This window comes from Streptomyces sp. NPDC050549, assembly GCF_040655035.1.
In the GTDB taxonomy this organism is placed as follows: Bacteria; Actinomycetota; Actinomycetes; order Streptomycetales; family Streptomycetaceae; genus Streptomyces.
The window spans coordinates 259786-280057 of the sequence record NZ_JBFAJD010000004.1 but is presented as its reverse complement, the minus strand read 5'-3'; the positions used below and the strand labels follow the sequence as shown (position 1 = coordinate 280057).

19 protein-coding genes are annotated in these 20272 nt (G+C 69.8%); 10 read left to right on the top strand and 9 right to left on the bottom strand.

Annotated features, from left to right (window positions below; genetic code table 11):
* The first annotated feature begins 22 nt into the window (after nt 1–22).
* The 5 genes from AB0I51_RS09250 to ccsB all read left to right on the top strand — a co-directional run bounded on the left by AB0I51_RS09250 (nt 23) and on the right by ccsB (nt 5597).
* Entirely contained in the window at nt 23–1327 is a 1305-nt protein-coding gene (locus tag AB0I51_RS09250; RefSeq protein WP_362972953.1) for a hypothetical protein, read from the top strand.
* Nucleotides 1328–1404: 77 nt separating this feature from the next.
* Nucleotides 1405–2007, top strand: coding sequence for a TlpA disulfide reductase family protein (locus tag AB0I51_RS09245; RefSeq protein ID WP_362972951.1), 603 nt, complete (start codon nt 1405–1407; stop codon nt 2005–2007).
* 6 nt (nt 2008–2013) lie between these two features.
* Nucleotides 2014–2775, top strand: a complete 762-nt coding sequence (locus AB0I51_RS09240; protein ID WP_362972949.1) for a cytochrome c biogenesis protein CcdA — start codon at nt 2014–2016, stop codon at nt 2773–2775.
* Between the two features lie 3 nt (nt 2776–2778).
* Nucleotides 2779–4515, top strand: a complete 1737-nt coding sequence (locus AB0I51_RS09235; protein WP_362972947.1) for a cytochrome c biogenesis protein ResB — start codon at nt 2779–2781, stop codon at nt 4513–4515.
* A complete protein-coding gene (ccsB, locus tag AB0I51_RS09230; protein ID WP_362972945.1) occupies nt 4512–5597 on the top strand; it encodes a c-type cytochrome biogenesis protein CcsB in 1086 nt (361 codons plus the stop codon). Before AB0I51_RS09235 ends, ccsB begins: the two co-directional genes overlap by 4 nt.
* Nucleotides 5598–5705: 108 nt before the next feature.
* Here the strand turns inward: ccsB and AB0I51_RS09225 are convergent, their stop codons facing one another.
* The 5 genes from AB0I51_RS09225 to AB0I51_RS09205 all read right to left on the bottom strand — a co-directional run bounded on the left by AB0I51_RS09225 (nt 5706) and on the right by AB0I51_RS09205 (nt 12378).
* Complete coding sequence (locus tag AB0I51_RS09225; protein ID WP_362972943.1) at nt 5706–6986, bottom strand: RNA-guided endonuclease TnpB family protein; 1281 nt, start codon at nt 6984–6986, stop codon at nt 5706–5708.
* Nucleotides 6987–7150: 164 nt separating this feature from the next.
* On the bottom strand, nt 7151–8692 hold the full coding sequence (locus AB0I51_RS09220) for a hypothetical protein (RefSeq protein WP_362972941.1): 1542 nt from the start codon (nt 8690–8692) through the stop codon (nt 7151–7153).
* Nucleotides 8689–10833, bottom strand: a complete 2145-nt coding sequence (locus AB0I51_RS09215; protein ID WP_362972939.1) for a hypothetical protein — start codon at nt 10831–10833, stop codon at nt 8689–8691. Before AB0I51_RS09215 ends, AB0I51_RS09220 begins: the two co-directional genes overlap by 4 nt.
* Before the next feature lie 128 nt (nt 10834–10961).
* The gene (locus AB0I51_RS09210) at nt 10962–11927 is read right to left on the bottom strand and encodes a 2-oxoglutarate and iron-dependent oxygenase domain-containing protein (protein ID WP_362972937.1); all 966 of its coding nucleotides are present in this window, start codon (nt 11925–11927) and stop codon (nt 10962–10964) included.
* Entirely contained in the window at nt 11920–12378 is a 459-nt protein-coding gene (locus AB0I51_RS09205) for a nucleoside deaminase (RefSeq protein ID WP_362972935.1), read from the bottom strand. Before AB0I51_RS09205 ends, AB0I51_RS09210 begins: the two co-directional genes overlap by 8 nt.
* 100 nt (nt 12379–12478) lie before the next feature.
* Here AB0I51_RS09205 and AB0I51_RS09200 point away from each other — a divergent pair, with 100 nt between their 5' ends.
* The gene (locus tag AB0I51_RS09200; RefSeq protein WP_362972933.1) at nt 12479–13744 is read left to right on the top strand and encodes a PucR family transcriptional regulator; all 1266 of its coding nucleotides are present in this window, start codon (nt 12479–12481) and stop codon (nt 13742–13744) included.
* Here the strand turns inward: AB0I51_RS09200 and AB0I51_RS09195 are convergent.
* From AB0I51_RS09195 to AB0I51_RS09185, 3 genes are all read right to left on the bottom strand, one after another.
* The gene (locus AB0I51_RS09195; protein WP_362972931.1) at nt 13741–14670 is read right to left on the bottom strand and encodes a transglutaminase-like domain-containing protein; all 930 of its coding nucleotides are present in this window, start codon (nt 14668–14670) and stop codon (nt 13741–13743) included. The two genes, AB0I51_RS09200 and AB0I51_RS09195, sit on opposite strands and share 4 nt — an antisense overlap.
* A gap of 53 nt (nt 14671–14723) precedes the next feature.
* A complete protein-coding gene (locus AB0I51_RS09190) occupies nt 14724–15338 on the bottom strand; it encodes a TetR/AcrR family transcriptional regulator (protein WP_362972929.1) in 615 nt (204 codons plus the stop codon).
* A 266-nt stretch (nt 15339–15604) separates the two neighbouring features.
* Entirely contained in the window at nt 15605–16579 is a 975-nt protein-coding gene (locus AB0I51_RS09185) for a zinc-binding dehydrogenase (protein ID WP_362972927.1), read from the bottom strand.
* A gap of 92 nt (nt 16580–16671) precedes the next feature.
* On the opposite strand from AB0I51_RS09185, the gene AB0I51_RS09180 reads away from it, so the two are divergent.
* From AB0I51_RS09180 to AB0I51_RS09165, 4 genes are all read left to right on the top strand, one after another.
* The gene (locus tag AB0I51_RS09180) at nt 16672–17013 is read left to right on the top strand and encodes a transcriptional regulator (RefSeq protein ID WP_362972925.1); all 342 of its coding nucleotides are present in this window, start codon (nt 16672–16674) and stop codon (nt 17011–17013) included.
* 54 nt (nt 17014–17067) lie between these two features.
* Complete coding sequence (locus tag AB0I51_RS09175; protein WP_362972923.1) at nt 17068–17913, top strand: SDR family NAD(P)-dependent oxidoreductase; 846 nt, start codon at nt 17068–17070, stop codon at nt 17911–17913.
* 196 nt (nt 17914–18109) lie between these two features.
* Complete coding sequence (locus AB0I51_RS09170; RefSeq protein ID WP_362972921.1) at nt 18110–18253, top strand: hypothetical protein; 144 nt, start codon at nt 18110–18112, stop codon at nt 18251–18253.
* A gap of 73 nt (nt 18254–18326) precedes the next feature.
* Nucleotides 18327–18869: a hypothetical protein gene (locus tag AB0I51_RS09165; protein WP_362972919.1), complete on the top strand. Its 543-nt coding sequence runs from the start codon at nt 18327–18329 to the stop codon at nt 18867–18869.
* On the opposite strand, the gene AB0I51_RS09160 is transcribed toward AB0I51_RS09165, so the two are convergent.
* On the bottom strand, nt 18845–20272 hold the full coding sequence (locus AB0I51_RS09160; RefSeq protein ID WP_362972917.1) for a cytosine permease: 1428 nt from the start codon (nt 20270–20272) through the stop codon (nt 18845–18847). The genes AB0I51_RS09165 and AB0I51_RS09160 overlap by 25 nt on opposite strands.

The window sequence follows — 20272 nt, the reverse complement described above, 5'->3', positions numbered from 1 at the left end:
GAACGCGACGGATGGGGAAGCAATGCGGAGTCTCACTCGACGGGGAATGCTCGGAGTCGGTGCCGGCGCCGCTGCAGCCGTAGGACTCGCGGGGTGCGGCACGCTCGGCTCGAACGGATCCGGCTCGAACGGATCCGGCTCCTCCGGCGGTTCCGGGAAGGGCCACTCCGGCGGCCCCACCAAGTCCATGGAGCCCCGCGCCAAGCCCATCGGTGACGGCTCCACGTCCTTCACCGGCACCCAGCCCAAGCAGCCCACCAAGCCCGTGCCGCTGGAGGCCGGGCAGACCCCGCCGCAGTTCGTGATCTTCTCCTGGGACGGCGCGGGCGAGGTCGGCAACGGACTGTTCCCCCGCTTCCTCGACCTCGCCAAGCAGCACGGCGCGAGCATGACCTTCTTCCTCTCCGGCCTCTACCTGCTGCCCGAGTCGAAGAAGCGCCAGTACAACCCGCCGAACAACCCGCGCGGCGCCTCCGACATCGGCTACCTCACCGACGAACACGTCAAGGCGACCCTCACCAACGTCCGGCGCGCGTGGCTTGAGGGCCACGAGATAGGCACCCACTTCAACGGCCACTTCTGCTCCGGCTACGGCACCGTCGCCAACTGGACGCCCCAGCAGTGGCGCAGCGAGATCGACCAGGCCAAGTCCTTCGTGAAGGAGTGGCGCACCAACACCGGCTGGCACGACCTGCCGTCGCTGCCCTTCGACTACGACAAGGAGCTCGTCGGCGGCCGTACGCCCTGTCTCCTGGGCCAGAACCAGCTGCTGCCCACCGCCCGTTCGCTCGGCTGGCGCTACGACGCCTCCTCGCCCGGCGGCCGACAGGTCTGGCCCGACAAGAAGAACGGCGTGTGGGACTACCCCCTCCAGGCCGTCCCCTTCCCCGGGCACAGCTTCGAGGTCCTCTCGATGGACTACAACATGCTGGCCAACCAGTCGGTCAACTCCACCAAGGCGCCCGCCTACAACTACCCGGGCTGGCGTACCCAGGCCGCGCAGGCCTACATCTCCGGCTTCCAGCGGGCGTACGAGAGCAACCGCGCGCCCTTCTTCATCGGCAACCACTTCGAGCACTGGAACGGCGGCATCTACATGGACGCCGTCGAGCAGGCCTTCAAGCACATAGCCCGGGAGAAGGAGAAGGGCGCCGACGTCCGCATGGTCTCCTTCAAGCAGTTCACCGACTGGATCGACGTGCAGAAGCCCGAGGTGCTCGCCAAGCTGCGCGGCCTCGACGTCGGCCAGGCCCCGGCCGGCGGCTGGAAGTCGTACCTGGCGGCGAGCCCCAGCACTTCCTCAAGCCCCACCGGAGACGCTGCCTGAAATGCGGGTTTCCGCCCGCCGGGCGCCCTTGAGGGGGGCGCGCAAGATCCCCAGAACGGGCATGCGAAACTTTTCACATGAGTGCCGCCAGTCGCGCCCGTAGCCGCGCCGTCCTGTCGACCGCCGGCGTAGCCGTCGCCGCGTTGGTGCTTTCCGCCTGCAGCTCCGGAGGAACCTCCGGAGGCTCCGGCAACACCAACTTCATCACCGGCTCCGACGGCATTGCGACCGTCAAGAAGGGCGACCGCCAGGCCGCCCCCGACCTGTCCGGCAAGACCATCGACGGCAAGACGATCGACACCGCCGACTACAAGGGCAAGGTCGTCGTCGTCAACGTGTGGGGCTCCTGGTGCTCCCCGTGCCGCGCCGAGGCGGACAACCTCGTCCAGGTCGCCAAGGCCACCGCGGGCAAGGGCGTCCAGTTCGTCGGCCTCAACACCCGCGACACCAGCACCGAACCGGCCGTGGCCTTCGAGAAGAAGTACGCCGTCCCCTACCCCAGCCTGTACGACCCGACGGGCAAGCTGATGCTCCGGTTCAGGAAGGGCACCCTCAACCCGCAGGCCATCCCCTCCACGATCGTCATCGACCGGGACGGGAAGATCGCGGCGCGCGCACTCCAGGCACTCAGCGAGGAGAAGCTGCGCGAGATGCTCGACCCGGTCATCGCGGAGAAGTGAGCCGACGTGCTGCTCGCCGCCGTTACCGAGCCCAACACCACGGTCAGCCACGGGGCCTTGCTGCTCGCGCTGCCGATCGCCGTCCTCGGCGGACTCGTCTCCTTCTTCTCGCCGTGCGTCCTGCCGCTGGTCCCCGGCTACCTCTCCTACGTCACGGGAGTCACCGGCACCGACCTCGGTGACGCCCGGCGCGGGCGGATGGTCGCGGGTGCCTCTCTCTTCGTCCTCGGCTTCACCGTCGTGTTCGTGTCCGGCGGGGCCCTGTTCGGCTTCTTCGGGCAGACGCTCCAGGAGAACAAGGACGTCCTGAGCAAGATCCTCGGCGTGCTCATGATCCTCATGGGCGTGTTCTTCATGGGGATGATGCCCTGGCTCACCCAGCGCGAGTTCCGCTTCCACAAGCGGCCGACGACCGGGTTGATAGGGGCTCCGCTGCTGGGCGCCCTGTTCGGCATCGGCTGGACCCCGTGCATCGGTCCGACCCTGGCGTCGGTGCAGGCCCTCTCGATGGATCAGTCGAGTGCCGGTCGCGGCGCCATACTGACCGTCGCGTACTGTCTCGGCCTGGGTGTCCCCTTCGTCCTCACCGCGGTCGCCTTCCGCAAGGCCCTCGGTGCCTTCGGCTGGGTCAAGCGCCACTACGTCTGGGTGATGCGGGTCGGCGGCACCATGATGATCGTGACCGGCGTGCTGCTGCTCACCGGCGCGTGGGACGTGCTGGTGCAGGACATGCAGAGCTGGTCCGACGGCTTCACTGTAGGGATCTGATCGATGAGCAAGACGACCACCGACTCGTCCGCCGCTGAGGAACAGGACCTCGGCGCCGCCGGCTCCCAGCTCTCCACCGCCCCCGTCGAGACGGCCATGCCCGGCTCCTTCGGCGGCAACCGGAAGCCCGGTCTGGCCGGCTGGCTCGCCTGGACCGGCCGTGAGGCGCTCGGCTGGGCGCGCTGGATGTGGCGGCAGCTGACCTCGATGCGGGTCGCGCTGATGCTGCTGTTCCTGCTGTCGCTCGGCGCGGTCCCCGGTTCGCTGATCCCGCAGTCCGGCACCGACGCGCTGAAGGTGTCCGAGTTCCAGGCCGCACACAAGACGCTCGGCCCGATCTACCAGAAGCTCGGCCTCTTCCACGTCTACGGCTCCGCCTGGTTCGGCGCGATCTACGTCCTCCTCTTCGTCTCCCTCATCGGCTGTATCATCCCGCGCACCTGGCAGTTCGTCGGCCAGCTCCGCGGCCGTCCGCCGGGCGCCCCCAAGCGCCTCAACCGCCTTCCCGCCTACGCGACCTGGCGCACCGCCGCCGAACCGGAGCAGGTCCGCGAAGTCGCCCTCGCGGTCCTGAGGAAGCGCCGCTTCCGCGCCCACGTCGCCGGGGACGCCGTGGCCGCCGAGAAGGGCTATCTGCGCGAGACCGGCAACCTGCTCTTCCACCTCGCGCTGATCGTCATGCTGATCGCCTTCGCCTGGGGCCAGCTCTTCAAGTCCGAGGGCGACAAACTGATCGTCGAGGGCGACGGCTTCTCCAACACCCTCACCCAGTACGACGACTTCAAGTCCGGCAACCTCTTCAGCGACGACGACCTCGTCCCCTTCAGCTTCAACCTGAAGAACTTCGTCGGCACCTACGAGCGCACCGGCCCCAACCGCGGCACCCCGCGCACCTTCCAGGCCGACATCACCTACAGCCTCGGCGCCTACGGCAAGGCCAAGAAGCACACCATCAAGGTCAACGAGCCGCTGGAGATCGGCGACTCGAAGGTCTACCTGGTCAGCCACGGCTACGCCCCCGTCGTCACCGTCCGGGACGGCAAGGGCAACGTGGTCTTCCACCAGGCCGTGCCGATGCTGCCGCTCGACTCCAACGTCACCTCGCAGGGCGCCATCAAGGTCCTCGACGGCTACAAGAACGCCCAGGGCGTCACCGAACAGCTCGGCTTCGCCGCCGTGTTCGTGCCGACGTACGCCAAGAGCAGCGGCACGATGTTCTCCCAGTACCCCGGCCTCGACTACCCGGTGCTCAACGTCACCGGCTACCACGGCGACCTGGGCGTCAACTCGGGCATCCCGCAGAACGTGTACCAGCTGGAGACCAAGAACCTGAAGCAGTTCAAGGACTCCAAGGGCAACATCCTCAAGCAACAACTGCTGCCCGGCGAGACGATGACCCTGCCGAACGGCGCCGGGTCGATCACCTTCGACAAGCAGATCAAGGAATGGGCGGGCTTCCAGGTCGTCCAGCAGCCCGGCACCGACTGGGCGCTGGCCGGCGCGCTCACCGCGATCTTCGGTCTGGCCGGCTCCCTGTTCATCCAGCGCCGCCGCGTCTGGGTGCGCGCCACCACCGGCGACGACGGCAGCACCGTCGTCGAGATGGCCGGGCTCGGCCGCAGCGAGTCCGCGAAACTCCCCGAGGAACTCGGCGACCTGGCGGCACTCGTGCACGACCGGGCCCCGACGAAGACCGACGACGAACCCTCCGTACCCCCCGAAGGGGCTGAGCAGCAGTGAACATCGCCGCCGCCACCAACGAACACCTCGCCAACGTCAGCAACACGCTGATCTACTCCTCGATGGCCGTCTACACCCTGGCCTTCCTGGCGTACATCGCCGAGTGGACCTTCGGCAGCCGCAGCAAGATCGGCCGTACGGCCGCCGCGCTGACCGGTGCCGCCGCCGCGAAGAAGGCGGACGCGCCCGCCGTCACCGTGCAGAACGCGGGCGGGACCACCGTTCTGGAGCGGCCGAAGGTCGTCGTCCGGGCCGCGTCCGGCTCCCGCGACGTGCCGGACGGTCCCGGTGCGCACGGCGGGGACGAGCAGGGCGACCTCTACGGCCGTATCGCCGTGTCCCTCACGGTGCTCGCGTTCATCGTCGAGCTCAGCGGTGTCCTCGCCCGCGCGGCCTCGGTGGAGCGGGCGCCCTGGGGCAACATGTACGAGTTCAACATCACCTTCTCCACGGTCGCCGTCGGCGTGTACCTCACGCTGCTGCTGCTCAGGAAGAACGTGCGCTGGCTCGGCCTGTTCCTGGTCACCACGGTCCTCCTCGATCTCGGTATCGCCGTCACTGTCTTGTACACCGCCAGCGACCAGTTGGTTCCCGCCCTCCACTCGTACTGGCTGTACATCCACGTGTCGACGGCGATCATCTGCGGCGCGGTCTTCTACGTGGGCGCGGTGGGCACGCTGCTCTACCTCTTCAAGGACTCCTACGAGAACAAGCTCGCCACCGGCGGCAAGCCCGGCGCCTTCGCCACCTCCGTGATGGAGCGGCTGCCCGCCTCGGCGAACCTCGACAAGTTCTCCTACCGCGTCAACGCGGCCGTCTTCCCCCTCTGGACGTTCACGATCATCGCGGGCGCCATCTGGGCCGAGTCCGCGTGGGGCCGCTACTGGGGCTGGGACCCCAAGGAGACCTGGGCGTTCATCACCTGGGTCGCCTACGCCTGCTACCTGCACGCCCGCGCCACGGCCGGCTGGAAGGGCCGCAAGGCCGCCTACCTGGCCCTGATCGCCTTCGGCTGCTGGCTGTTCAACTACTACGGCGTCAACATCTTCGTCGGCGGCAAGCACTCCTACGCCGGCGTCTGAAGTCCCCTACGGCGAAGGCCGGTTCCGTGTGACGGGGGTCACCGGAACCGGCCTTCGCCGTATAGGACAGGCAAGGAGGCACGGGTCCGAATGTGCGAGGTCGTAAGGTCACGAACTCGCGTGTTGGTTGCGCTGTTGAAGCTTCTTTTCCTCAAGGAGCATCTGTTGACTTTCCCCCTTCTGAATCAGAGAGGTTCCACGGGTCGCCCCGTGGGTTTCCTGCTTCATCGCCGACTGCCCGCCCGGAATGCTCCGTTGAGGTCTTACACCGGCTCCACAGGCCGAGACCGCCAGCCCGGCGGCCAGAAGGTTGCGTGCCGCGTTCACGTCCCGGTCATGGGTCGTGCCGCAGTTCCCGCACGTCCAGGTGCGGACGTTGAGCGGCATGCGCTGGGAGAGCGCGCCGCAGTGGGAGCACAGCTTCGAGGAGGGGAACCAGCGGTCCACCGCGATCACCTCGCGGCCGTACCAATGGCCCTTGTACTCCAGCATGCTGCGGAATTCCGCCCACGCGGCATCGGAGATGGCGCGGGCCAGGCGACCGTTCTTCAGCAGGTTCCGAACGGCCAGGTCCTCGATCACGACCACTTGGTTGTCGCGGATGAGTCGAGTGGTGACCTTGTGGAGAGTGTCCCGCCTGCGATCGACGATCCGGGCATGGATACGGGCGACCTTCCGGCTGGCCTTGGCCCGGTTGGCCCCGTCGCCCTTGCGCGACAGCTCCCGTTGGGCCCGAGCCAGGCGAGCACGGTCTTTGCGTTCGTGCCTCGGGTTGGCGATCTTCTCACCGGTGGACAGCGTCAGCAGGTGGTCCAGCCCGGCATCCACGCCGATTGAGCTACCTCTTGCGGCAAGCGGCTGGATGGCCGGATCCTCCACCAGCAGGGACACGAACCAGCGCCCTGCTCTGTCCTGTGAAACGGTCACTGTCGAGGGCTGTACCCCTTCAGGTAGGGGACGGGACCACACGATGTCCAGCGGCTGGGCCATCTTCGCCAGCGTCAGCTTCCCGTCGCGGAAACGGAAAGCGCTGCTGGTGTACTCGGCGGATCTCCTGGACTTCTTCCGTGATTTGAAGCGGGGGTACTTCGCCTGCCTGGCGAAGAAGCGGGTGAACGCTGCCTGCAGGTGTCGCAGAGTCTGCTGCAGAGGGACCGAGGACACATCGTTGAGGAAGGACAATTCCTCGGTCTTCTTCCAGGCCGTCAGCATCGCCGAGGTGGTGTTGTAGTTGACCCGCTCCTGTCTCAGCGTCCATGCCTCGGTCCGGGCGGCCAGTGCCATGTTGTAGACCTTTCGCACGCACCCGAACGTCCGCGACAGCTCCGCTGCCTGCGCGTCGGTCGGGTTGAAGCGGTACTTGAACGCCCGCTTCACGTGAGTGATCATGTCTCACTAGTTAGCATGCCTTCTTGTGAAGCGGCTTTTCCTTGTGCTCCGGTATCTCAGCGGGTGGCTTCCGGGACAGGTTGGTGTCATGGCCGGTTCGCTCCTTCACTTCCTCGTCCGGCTGCCCCGGCTCGTCGAGCCTGCCTCGGGCGGGCGGAAGCCGGTCAGGCCGGAGGCAGGCACTCCTTCGACGGGGGCCTGCCCTCCGGCCAGGCGAGTTTCACGAAGCGGGCGGCGCCCTTCGGGGTGAGTTCCACGATCGGTACGGCCTTGTCGTACGGGTTGCCGTGGACGTCCAGGCAGATCCAGCCGCTCGCCCCGCTCACCCGCAACGAGCCCTTCACCTGCGGCCATTGAAGGCCGACGTCGGACAGCGGCGGGATCTTCTGCTGCGCCGGGGTGGCCTCGCGGACGCCGTGGACGGCGAGCTGCATCGCGTCGTAGGCGATGATCGACTGTCCGTCGGCGAGGGCGACCGTGCCGATCGGGCCGACCGGTGCGGTCTTCGCGGCGGCCAGCAGCCGGTCGAGTTCCTGCGAGTCCTGGGCTGAACCCCCGGTCGCCGGGGCGTCCTTGAGCCATGCGTCCGGGTGGGCGAGCGCGGTGTAGCGGACCGAGACCCCGTGCTGGAGGGCACTGGCGTCGAGTTGGCTGTCGCCGGTCAGGTACGAGCCCTCGTCACCGGTGAGCACCGTGAACTTCCGTGACTGGCAGCCGCGGCGGCCCAACGCGTTGATGAACTGCCGCAGTTGGGTGTGGCGCCCGGCGAAGAACACCGTGTCCAGCTTCGCGTCCGTGTCGCAGACCAGGTCGGTGATCTGCCGGAAGGTGTTGGGCGTACTGCCCTCCTGACTGCGGTCCGCGGGCGGCGTGAACGGCCAGGAGCCGTACGGCGATCCCTTCAGCAGCGTGGTGAAGGCCTGCTGGAGGGTCTTCGTGTACGGGTCGCCCGGCTTGTCGTAGACCAGCAGCGCCCGGTCCGCCGTCACCTTGGCGAAGGAGGCCAGCGCGCGGGCCTCGTCGGTGTTGGTGGGGGAGACCCGGGCAAGGCCGGGGTAAGGGTCCTTGCCCTGCTGCCCGTTGGCGAGGTCGTCGGCGGTGATGGAGGAGCCGACCACCGGGACGCCGAGCCGGGTCAGCTCCGCCACGGCCTTCTTGTTGTTGTCGGTGCTCGTCCCTATCCCGGTGACCGCCCGCAGCCGGTCCGACGACTTCGTCATCGCCACGATCCGGTCGACCGCCCGCTCCCAATGGGTGCCCGTGGCACCGGGGTTGGCGAGCACCAGCCGGATGTACGGGGTCTCGCCGTTGTCGTCGTGATTGGCCGCGTACTGCGCGAGATAGGCGCCCTGCAACTCGTGCAGCACATCGTTCATCGTGTCGGTGTCGGTCGCGGTGAACGGCTCGTAGAGCGCGACCGACACATACGTCCCCGCCTTCAGGGTGCCGTTCTCGCGGGCCACCGCCCTGATCGTGTCGGCGAGCCGGCGCTGCCCGAAGTCGAACGCCGACGTCGACACCCCCACGCACTCGTCGCTGCCCTCGGGACGGGCCACCCCGGCCGCGCAGGACCGGTCCTCGTGCAGGGCCGTGCGGATCAGCACGACCAGCCCGGCGACCAGGACGGCCGCCACCACCAGTGCCGTGTACCGGTAGACCGGGATGGTCCGGATCTCCTCGAACAGCTCGCGCAGCCGTCGCCTCACCGCAGGCCCCCGCTTCCGTCGTCGTCGCCGTCCGCACCCGCGGGCACCCGCAGCGGACGCCCCGCCAGCGCGTTCTCCGGCCACTGCCGCGCGGCCCGGTACAGCAGTTCACTGCCCGCGGGCCAGACCGTCGACAGCTGCTCCAGGTCGAAGTGCATCCGGTCCGCGACCTCCACGTCCGGCAGCACCAGCGGATCCGTCACCTGCCACACCGCGTGCAGCAGCCGCCGTACCGTCAGATGCAGGACCGGGTCCACGCCGTCCGGCGGCCGCTCCTCGGCGTCCGTGCGGGCCAGCGCGACAGCCTTGCGGTGGTCGCCGGCCGCGCCGATGTCCCGGCCGTGCGGATCGTGCGCGTGGTAGTAGGGCGCGGCGGTCACGAACAGCAGCGTCTCCAGCCACGCCCGCGGCGGGATCAGGCGGAAGTTGTCCCGCAGATACTCCACCGCGTCCGCCGTGTCGCCGAGCGCGAGTTCGTGGTGCAGCCGGTAGCGGGCGCGGGCCGGGGCGTCCGGGCTGCCGGGCAGCCCCTCGTAGTGCGAGAGCAGCGAACGGTGTACGGCCCGCCAGCGCCCGTGGTCCGCGTCGTCCAGATGCAGCCGGAGCAGAAGCAGGGTGCGCAGGAACGGATCGCCCACGAAGTAGCCCGCCGCCGGCGGCAGACCCTCCGAAGTGAGCTGGGTGCGCAGCCGGTTGACCCCGGACGCGCCGAAACTGTCCCGCAGCCGCCGCCCCTGGGCCAGCGCCCGCGCCGAGTCCCCGTCGTGCGCGGTGGCCAGCACGGCCAGCTCCTCCGCGATCCCGGGCGCCACCAGCCGGTCCAGCAACTCCCGGTACACGGGCCGCGGATCACTCGTCACGTCACCCTCCGGCTTCAGCCCGGCGGTCAGCAGTTCCCCCGGACTCACGGCCCCGGCCGGCCGGGTCTGCCGTACCGCCTCCCCGAGCAGCGCCGCACCCAGCGGACTGCCCGCCGTCAACCGGTGGATGGCGTACGGAAGTTGGGGCGGCACCTCGACCCGGATCTGCTCGGTCGCGCACACGTCCGCGATCACCCGCCGGGTCTCCTCCGGAGTCAGCGGCGGCAGCGTCACCAGCAGGGCCCGCGAGGACGGCGAAGCCCCCGGCACCCAGCCGCTCGCCCGCCCCACCTCCGGCAGCGGATGACGTACCGCGTCCGGCAGATCGGGGTGCCGGTCGCCGCGCAGCGCGGCGAAGAAGGCCACCTGGTCGCCGACACCGTCCGAACGCTCCTTCAGTACGGCCATCATCAGCCCCGGACCCGGCCCCGACTGCACATTGTCGATCAGCACGACCGGCCGCCCGACCCGGCGCATCCGCTCCCACCGGCGCCGGTAGGTGTCGCCCAGGTCGGCCAGCAGCGCGCGCAGCAGCCAGCGTTCGGCGTCCGTGCGGGAGGTGCCGTCGGCGCGGAAGTCCCGGGCGATCTCGATCAGCCCGCGCTTGGGGTCACCGCTCGCGCCCGGATAGTCGCGGTACCAGTCGGCGCCCGCCTTCAGCAGCCCGTTCGGCGTCCACACCAGGTCGAAGAGGGTGTCGAGGGTCGCCTCGATGAAGGCCTGGCCGACCGGACCGGTACCCGACACATTGGCGATCAGCCGGGAGGCGACCCTGGTCGCCCAGCCCTGCGCGATCACCGACCAGCGCCGGGCCGGATCGCTCAGCAGCAGGATCCGCCGGGCCTCCTCACGGGCACTGTCCTCGTCCCGCGCGTCCCAGCCGGTGGCGCACACCGCGAGCAGCCCGGCCTCGAGGCGCGGGAAGTCGATGGCGCCGGCGCCGTGCACCACCGGCTCCCTGAGCTGCTCCGCGATCGTGGTCAGCGCCTGCCACACCGGGGACCAGGTCGCGGCGGGCCGGCCGTCCGGCAGCCGGGTCAGCCGGTCGGCCTCGCAGTCGATCAGCGCGACCGGCGTGTGCCCGCGGTACGCGGTGCGCAACTCGGCCAGCACCGTGCTCTTGCCGAGCCCGCGCGCGCCCGCGAGCACCACGAAGGGCGGTTCCGGATGTTCGTACGGCGAGGTGAGCAGCTGGTAGGGGCGCAGCCCGGTCAGACGCGAGGCGAGACCGGGCGGCTGTGCCTCGAACAGTGCCCCGCGGCCGTGCAGCCCTCTACCCACCGCATCTCCCCCTGAGCGGTCGCCCTGCACACCGGAACCTGTCTATCAACACCAGGGTAAATAGGGGGAGTTGGTTCGGACTAGGTCACGTGGTGTCCGTTGGGTTACGAAAATGTCGGAACAGGGGCCTATTCGACGGTGATCGAGTCCAGCTTCTCCCGCAGATAGACATGCGAGTCGACGGCCTCGTACGCCACCCGCCCGACCGGCGCGGGCACCGACTCCACGAGCGTGCCCGGGGTGCACTCGCCGAAGTAGACCAGCGACATCAGCTCCTCGGCAGGCGCGTCGGCGGGCGGCGGCAGCACCCGGTGCCGCCCCGACCGCCACCGGTCACCGGTCCAACGGGCCATCAGATCACCGATGTTGATGGTGAAGGCGTCGGGATCGAACGGCGCGTCCTCCCATCCCCCCTCGTCGGTGAAGACCTGAAGGCCCCCCTTCCCGGCCTGCCGGTCGAGGATCGTCACCGTCCCGAAGTCGGTGTGCGGCCCGATCCGGAACTGCCCCGGCTCCGGCTCGCCGACGACCTCCACCCCCGGATACCAGTTGATGTTGAACCCGTACGTCGGATGGTCCATGTGCCGCGAGAAGAAGTCGGCTTCGAGCCCGAGCGCCTCCCCGAGCAGCGACAGCAACTGCTTCTCCAGCTCGCCCATCCGGTCGAGGTACTCCTCGCAGAGTTTTTGGAGCTCCGGGATCTCCGTCGGCCACACATTCGGCGCGTACCACTCGGCGTTGACCACCGGGTCCTCGAACGGCCGGTGCGTGGCGAAGGTCAGCGACTCCTTCAGATCGGGCGGCGTCTCGGTCCCCTCCGAATAGCCGTTGGCCTCGGCACCCGGCCCTAGCCACCCGCGCCCACCGACCTTCGCGGAGTACGGCTCCTTGAGGTTCGCCGGCAGCGCGAAGAAGGCACGCGCGGCCTCCCGGATCCGGGACCGCAGCGCCGGATCGACACCGTGCCCGGTGACCAGCAGGAACCCGGCCGTCTGCAGGGCGCTGTCGACGGTACGGGCGATGTCCTTGCGGATCTCCTCGTCCCCCTCGATCCAGGGACGCAGATCGATCGTGGGAATACGTGGCTCAGTCACCGATGTCCTCGTTCCAGAGTGCCGGGTTGTTCTTGATGAAGTCGCGCATCAGCGCGGTGCACTCGGCGTCGTCGAGCAGGACGATCTCCACACCGTGCTCGGCGAGCCAGTCGTGCCCGCCGTGGAAGGTGACGGCCTCACCGACCACGACCCGCGAAATACCGAACTGCCGCACCAGCCCGCTGCAGTACCAGCACGGGGAGAGCGTCGTCACCATCGTCGTACCGCTGTACGACCGCTGCCGCCCCGCCGCCCGGAAGGCGGCCGTCTCCGCGTGCATCGAGGGGTCGCCGTCCTGGACGCGCCGGTTGTGGCCGCGCCCCAGCAGGGTGCCGTCGGCGCCGTAGAGCGCGGCACCGATCGGGATGCCGCCCTCGGCGAGCCCGGCGCGGGCCTCCTCGACGGCGGTGGCGAGCCAGGCGCTCGCCCGTGCCTGATCCAAAGGCTTCATGTGCTCACTCTCCAGTGGCCGAAACACGAGGGCAACGTGCGGAAAGTACTCTCCCCGCAACCCGTACCCGGACGAACTGTCCGCGCCTCTGGAGGTTCCCGTGCCCGCACTCACCCTCCGTGAGGTCCTGGCCCTCGACCTGGTCCGCGCCTCCGAACCCGAACTCCTGGCCGGAGAGGCCGCCCTCGACCGCCCTGTGCGCTGGGTCCACTCCAGCGAGGTCTACGAGGGCGCGAACTTCCTCGACGGCGGCGAACTCCTCCTCACCAACGGCTTCGGTCTCACCGACACCGCGGCCGAGATCCGCCGCCGCTACGTCCGCGAACTCGCCGCGAGGGGCGCGTCCGGCCTGGCGGTGGAGATCGGCCGCTCCCTCCCGACGATGCCACCGGAGGTCACCGACGAGGCCCGCCGCCTCGGCCTTCCCCTCCTGGCCCTCCACCGGGTCGTCCCCTTCGTACGGATCGCCGAGGCCGCCAACCGGGCGATCGTCGCCCGCGGCCTCTCCGGCCGCTCCGTCGTACGACCCTGGGGCGACGACCACACTGCCGCCCTGCTGGCCGACCTCGCGGACCGGGCCGCGCTGAACCAGCCGGAGGTCGAAGCGCGGTCCGCACTCGCGGGTTTCCACCCCGGCCCGGGCGCCCGCCTGATCGGCGTCTCCGTCCACGGCACGCGCGAGGTTTCCTCCGTCGACCGGGCGGTACGGCTGCTGGGCGGGGCGAGCGTGCTGCGGGCGGCGTTTCCGGGGGACGTACTGGCGCTGCTGGCCCTCCCCGGCTCCGGCTCAGTTTCCGGTGACCCGATCCGCGCCGTCCAGGAGGCCTTCCGTACGGCCGCGGACCCCGGGCTGACCGTCGCGGTCGGGCATGTGGTCGAGGCGGCCAGCGGCTGGCTGCGCTGGAGCGACACACTGCGGGCGGCCCGTACGACGCTGGAACTCGCGCTGACGGTACCGGCGGCCGAACCCGCCGCACCGGAAGGCCCGTTGGTGACATCGGCGCGGGCGCTGGCACTGGAACGGGAGTTGACCCGCGGTGGCGTCGACGCGAACCGCGACCGCCTGGCCCGGCTCGTGCAGCACACGCTGGGCCCGCTGCTGGCCTGGGAGGCGGCCCACCCCAGCGACCTGGTGCGCACGCTGGAGGTACACCTGCGAAACGGCTGCTCACCCACCCGGACGGCGGCCCTGCTGCACATCGGCCGCCAGTCGCTCTACCAGCGCCTGGAACGCATCGAGTCGTTGCTCGGCCTGGAGATCGACGACCCCGATCTGCTGGGGGAGTTGCTGGCGGCGGTGTGCGCGCATCGGGTGGTGCGGGGGATGGGGGCGGCTCAGGTGCGCGGACTGCGGACCGTGGCCTAGACGATGGCGGGGCGCAGGGTGACTCGGCTGGGCCCGTTGAAGGGGGCGTAGCAGGTCACCGTCGTCGGGGTGCGCAGGATGTCGTCCTCGGCGAACAGCTTCCGTACGGCGTCGAAGGAGACCTCGCCGCTGACGACCGGGGCGACCCGGTCGTAGAAGAGGCGTGCGGACTCCGGCAACGGCTCCCCGGGCTTGCCCTCGTCCTCGCTCCAGACGTCCCAGAGCAGGGTCTCGACCTTGTTGAGGGCGGCGAGGTCGAGGCGGATGTTGCCGGCGACGAACCGCTCGCCCCAGAACGGCCCCTCCTCCGGCGGGTGCAGTCCGAAGGCCGCGGGGTCTGCGCCACCTGCGCGGATGGCCTGCCAGGCCTCGCCCGCGACGAGGAAACGGTCACGGGGCACGTCCGTCGGATCGAAGTCGAAGTTCCAGTGGTCCGCGACGACGGGGTCGGTGAGCTGGGAGTCGGCGAGGAGCCAGCCGCGGTCGTCGTGCCAGTACTCGGTGACGACGTGATCGCCGTGGAAGCGGTCGGAGCCGGGTTCGCCGAAGTAGTCGGCGAACCCGGAGCGGATACGGGCCGGGATGCCCAGGTGGCGCAGGAACGAGCAGTGCAGCAGCGAGAAGTCCCGGCAGGTCCCGACGAACCGGTCGCCCACTTCGCGCCGTCGAGTGAGCGGGGCGTCGTTCCGGTCGACGAGGACGCGGAGGATGTCGTCGATGTAGCGGGTCTCGGCGTCGTTGTGCAGCCGGTCGGTGGGGTGGACGTGGTCGTAGAAGCCGCCTTCGAGGCGGTGGACGATCAAGTCGCGGGTGATACGGGCGAGTTGAGCGGGATCGCGGGGGAGACCGGCGTAGTGGTCGGCGAGTGCGCCGGGGCCGGAGTACGTGCTCTGGGTGGCGTAGAAGGTGCGGAAGTCGAGGGCCATGACACGGCACCGTGTCAAAATTCGCCCCGGATTGTCCATAGTCCAGGGGCGCTTCACTTCGGATCGGCGGCGACGGAGCGCCAGATCCGATCCGGCAGGATGCGCGCGGCCAGGTCGAGATCGAGTGCGTCGTCGTCGACATCGATGTCGGACAGCCAGCGGCGGATCACGCCGATCAGCGGGCCCAGGACGAGTGACTCGATGAGAGCCGGGGGAAGCGGTGCCAACTCTCCTGAATCCACGTGGACTTGGATCCAGCGTGCGAACACCGAAAGCCTGGCCTCCTGGGAGTCGCGCAGTTCTCTGGCCCGGGTCATGTTGCGCTGGTCGGTTCTGGCGGAGTGCAACAGCAGGGCGGCGTCCCGGTGTTCGCGGACGAAGCTCAGATACGTCCGTACGATCGCGCGAATGCCGGTGCGGGCGGTACGGGTCGTCTGCAGCGCGGTGACCAACTCGCCCAGCATCCGGCTCAACCAGCGTTGCGTCAGGGCGTCGTGGAGCCCGTCGAGACTGCCGAAGTGGTGATACAGGCTGCCGAGGCTGACACCACTGGCCTTGGTCACGGCGTTGACGGTGAGGCCCTGTTCGCCCTGTTCCGCGAAGAGGCGCAGCGCGGCGTCGAGGAGGAGGTCTGCGGTGACCTCGCCGCGGTGTTGCTTGGGGCTCATGCGGGACAGCGTATTGGGGGCTCGGTTCTAGAGTGAATTTCTAGAGCAGATTTCTGGAACCCTCTTTCGGTGTGGTCATGGGGCGATCCAGACTTGGGGGTGTTGCCGGGCCCGCGTCCGTCTGTCTCGGGGGATACAGACGGGCGTGGGTTCGGTGAAGGTCGGCTGGGATGGTGGCCCACCAGCACCTATCGGCAGGCGCTCACAACCCCCACCCTCCGCGGTCGCAGGGTCGGCACCTGAAAGGGTCGGCACCTGAAAGGTACTTACTCCGCCACCCTGAGCAGCAGCTTCCCCGTACTCGTCCGCGCCCCCATGAGTCGGTGTGCCTCCGCCACCTCCGACAACCCGAATTCCGCCGTCACGGGGAGGGACACCGTGCCGTCGGCCACCGTTGCGAACGCCCGTTCGGTCAGGGCTCGCAGGGCTGCGGGGTCGGTCTGGGCCAGGGTCAGGATCGAGAAGCCGGAGACGGAGAGGGCGCCGGGGTACAGGTCGGGCTGGCCCACCTGCCACGGCGGCGCCGAGCTCGCGTTGCCGAAGGAGACCAGACGGCCGTAGGTCGCGAGGGAGGCCAGGGTGGCGCGGAGGGTGTCGCCGCCCACCGGGTCCAGGGCCAGGTCGACCCCGCGCCCGGACGTCGCCGCCCGCAGCGGCGCCTCGAACTCGCCGACGAACACCTCGTCGTAGCCGTGTCCCCGCGCGAACTCCGCCTTCGCCGCGCTCGATACGACCCCGTACACCGTCCCGGCCCCCGCCGCCCGCGCCAACTGCCCCACCACCGTGCCGATTCCGCCCGCCGCACCCTGCACGAGCAGTGTCTCGCCGGGCTGGAGGCGGCCGACGGTGTGGACGAGGGCGTACGCGGTCGGGAGGACCGTGGGGAGGGTCGCGGCCGTGCGCAGGTCCATGTCCTCGGGGAGGGGGAAGGTCGTCACCGCGTCGGTTACGACCACCTCCGCATACGCGCCTCCCGCCGTCAGGGCCGCCACCTCCTGGCCCGTGGTGAGGCCCGCGACGCCGGCGCCGACCTCCCGTATGCGGCCCGAGACCTCAAGTCCCGGTACGAACGGGAGACTTGGCACCCGGTATCCCTCGCCCCGCGCCTTGAGGTCGGCGAAGTTCACCCCGGTGTACGCCACGTCGACGCTCACCTGACCGGGGCCGGGGCGCGGTATCTCCGTCTCCACGACCTTCAGGACCTCGGGACCGCCGTACTCCTGGAACTCGACTGCGCGCATGCCCGACACGCTCCCCGCTCGGCTGTTCAATGAAAAGCGAACACTCGCGAGTGTATGGTTTTCATCGAACACTCGGCAAGCGGGAGGCGGACATGGCGGCACAACGGACCGGCGGCGGCACCAGTCACCGCTCCGCCCCCGAGCACACCCACCCCGACGGCGTTCCCGTACAGACGGCCCTCGCTGCCCTCGCGGATCCCGTACGCATCACCCTGGTGAGGGAGTTGGCCGGTTCGGCTGACTGGTCCCGCAGCTGCGGCAGCTTCGACGTGCCGGTGGGCAAGGCCGCCCTGAGCCACCACTTCGCCGTGCTGCGGGGCGCGGGGATCGTGGAACAGCGGGACGAGGGGCCCAAGCGGGTCAACCGGCTGCGGAGGGAAGAGTTCGGTGCCCGGTTCCCGGGGCTGCTGGAACTCGTACTGCGTGCAGAATGAGTCGGGTCACGTGCTGAACGCGGGCCCGGCGTACCTCCAGGCAAGGAAGACCTCATGACCTCCCCGAAGACGGTTCTGATCACCGGTACCTCCTCCGGCATCGGCCTGGCCACGGCCGTCGGCACCGCCCGGGCGGGCTGGACGACCATCGCCACCATGCGCGACACCGGCAAGGCGGACGCCCTGCTCAAGGCCGCCGCCGAGGCGGGCGTCGCGAACCGGATCCAGGTCAGGCGCCTGGACGTGACCGACACCGCCGGCCTCACCGCCTGCCTGGACGAGGTCGTCGCCGAGCACGGCCGCCTGGACGCACTGGTCAACAACGCCGGCGCCGCCCAGGTCGGCACCATCGAGCAGAGCAGCGTCGAGGACGTCCGCGCGGCCATGGAGGTCAACTTCTTCGGCGTGGTCGCGATGACCCGGGCCGCCCTGCCGCACCTCCGTGCGTCGAAGGGCCGGGTCGTCACCGTCAGCAGCGTCGGCGGCGCCGTCGGCCAGCCCTTCAACGAGGCCTACTGCGCGGCCAAGTTCGCCGTCGAGGGCTTCATGCAGTCGCTCGCGCCGGTCGCCGCGACCGTCGGCGTCGGTGTCACCGTGGTCGAACCGGGCGCGGTGGCAAGCGAGTTCGTCGCCAACCTCGGTCTGGACGTCCCGGCCCTGCTCGCCGCCGCCGGTCCCTACGGCCCGGCGCTCCAGGCCTACATCGCCCGCACCCAGCAGTCGTTCGGCAACGCCCAGACGCCGGCCGAGGCGGCCGCGCCGATCATCGACGCCCTGACCGCCGCCCACCCGCCCTTCCGCGTCCAGACCTCGCAGTGGGCCCGCGACTTCGTCGCCACCACCCTCGCCGACCCCGACGGCTCCGCCGTCCAGGCACTCACCGGCACCTGGGTCCGCTGACAGCTCCGCGTACCGCCCGGCCTCACGCGTCATGCGCTCCAGGTCGGCCTTGGGCAGTGCGGAGCGGGCGGTGACCACCAGGCGCCGCTCCCTGCCACTGCCGAGGTCCTTGGCAGAGACGCCCAGGACGCCGTTGGCCTCGACGACTGGGGACAACGGGGTGACGTCGACCAGCATGAGGCCCAAGATCTCGTGCTTGAGGATGCTCGCCCGGAGGGCGGCAGCGGCGGCGACCGGGTCGTCCGAACTGACGGCGGCCCTCGGCGGAGGCCGTGATGCAGGGAGGGCGATCGTGGTCCCGGTGGTCGAGGACGGCATCGTCCAGTCGGTGCCCATGTGACGCTTGACCGAACTGATGGCGCGGTCCGCGGTGATCATCGCCGGTCCTGGTCGCGCTGGCCGCGCACGGGCTCATGCATCCGGGTGCCGACGACGGGACCTGGAGCGGTGCCCGGCCGAAGGCCGGCACCGGCGTCGACCGCGCCTGCGTCGGCACCCGACCCGTCGGCGGCGTCCCCGCCCTCGACGACAGCAGCCCCATGTACCGCGTCGCCGATCACATCGACAAGCCGGCGGAGGGCGGCTACGCGGCCGTCTGTACCGGCATGGCCGCGCACAACGAGACGCAGACTCTCGACGTCTGGCGCATCCCCTTCGCCCGCTTCGACGCCGCCGTCTGCGGATCGGCGCTGAAGGGCGTGACCGTCCGGCTGCGCGACACCGACGTCAGCCGGAAGACCCTCGACAAGCTCTTCGACCGTATCGGCGACGACATGAGTCGCTGGGACGGCACCTTCCGGATGCGCGAAGTCGGCGTGGCCGAGCGGTGGTTCGTCCAGGTCGCGGTCGTCGACCCCGACAAGGCCGAGTCGATCATCAAGAAGGCGTACGGGGCGAAGAACGCCCCGTACGTCGAGGTCGAGTACGTGGATCAGGCGTCGGCCCTGGCCGGCTGAGCCCCAACCCGTTCCTTCGGCCCGAGAACCGACCGCAGCACCACATACAGCACCGCGCTCAGCACGAACCCCACGATCGGTGTGCTGTCGCCGAACGACGGCCAGTGCTTCGGGACGTAGCCGACGTAGTCCTCCTGGTTGGAGAAGAGCGGGACCGAGACCGCGATGCCGATCAACAGGGCTGCCAGGCCGGGCCAGTTGGTGAAGGTGGGGTCGGTCAGGCGGGGCGCCAGTTCCTCGGTGGGGGTGCGGGACTGGAACCAGCGTTCCACCAGGACCACGCCGAGCCAGGGCGCCACCCAGTACGCGATGACCAGCAGGAACGCCTCGTAGGCCGAGCCCGCGTCGGACAGTGACGCCCACGCCGCCGCCGTACCGGCCACGCCCGAGACCACTACCAGGACGCTGCGGTTGAGCCATGCGGGGAGCTTCAGGCCCAGCGCGGTGAGGGAGATCGCGCCGGAGTAGACGTTCAGCGCGTTCGCCGAGACCGCGCCGAGGATGATCGCGATCAGCACCAAGTCGCCCAGCCAGCCGGGGAGATGGCCGGTGAAGGCGGCCGTCGGGGTGGCGTCCTTGGGGGCGACGAGGGTTGCCGAGGCCGCGCCCATGACGGCGACGAGCGTCACCGACACGAACAGGCCGACCGCCGGGTAGAGGATGGTCCTGAACTTGTTCGCCGTGCGCGGGAGGTAGCGCGAGTAGTCCGTCGCGTACGGGTTCCAGCCCGCCGCGTAGCCCCAGGCCGCGCTGAACGCGAGCAGGAAGCCTCCTACGCCGCCGCCCGTGCCGCCTCCGCCGAGGTGTGCGTCCTTGAAGGTCCACACGCCGGCCAGCAGGAAGATCACCGCGAGCGCCGGGAACGCGTACTTCTCGAAGGCGTGCACGAAGTTGTGGCCGATGAAGCCGATGAGGATTTCGGCCACCACCACCAGCAACAGCGACGGGAGGGGGCGTAGACCCGTCAGCGTGTTCAGCGCGAAGGCCGCGCTCACGCTGTTCACCGCGAACCAACCGACGCCCGCGACAAGGCCGTTGGCCGCCGACGGGAGGATGTTGCCGCGGAAGCCGAAGGAGAGGCGGCCGATCACCATCTGCGGGACGCCGAAGCGCGGGCCGTCGAGGGAGAGGAAGCCCTGTGTGATCGCGCCGAGGCCGGTGCCCAGGACGATCGCGGCGGTCGCCTGCCAGAAGCTCAGGCCGAAGAAGAGGACCGAGATCACGCCGATGTAGACGGTCGCGAACTCGATGTTCGGGGAGGCCCAGGTCCAGAGGAGCTGGAGCGGGCTGCCGTGGCGTTCGGCGTCGGGGATGGGCTCGGCACCGGCCGTCTCGACGGCGATGACCTTGTCACCGTATTCGGGGGCGAGGGTGCCGGTTGAGTCGGCGGGAGCAGTCGTCAT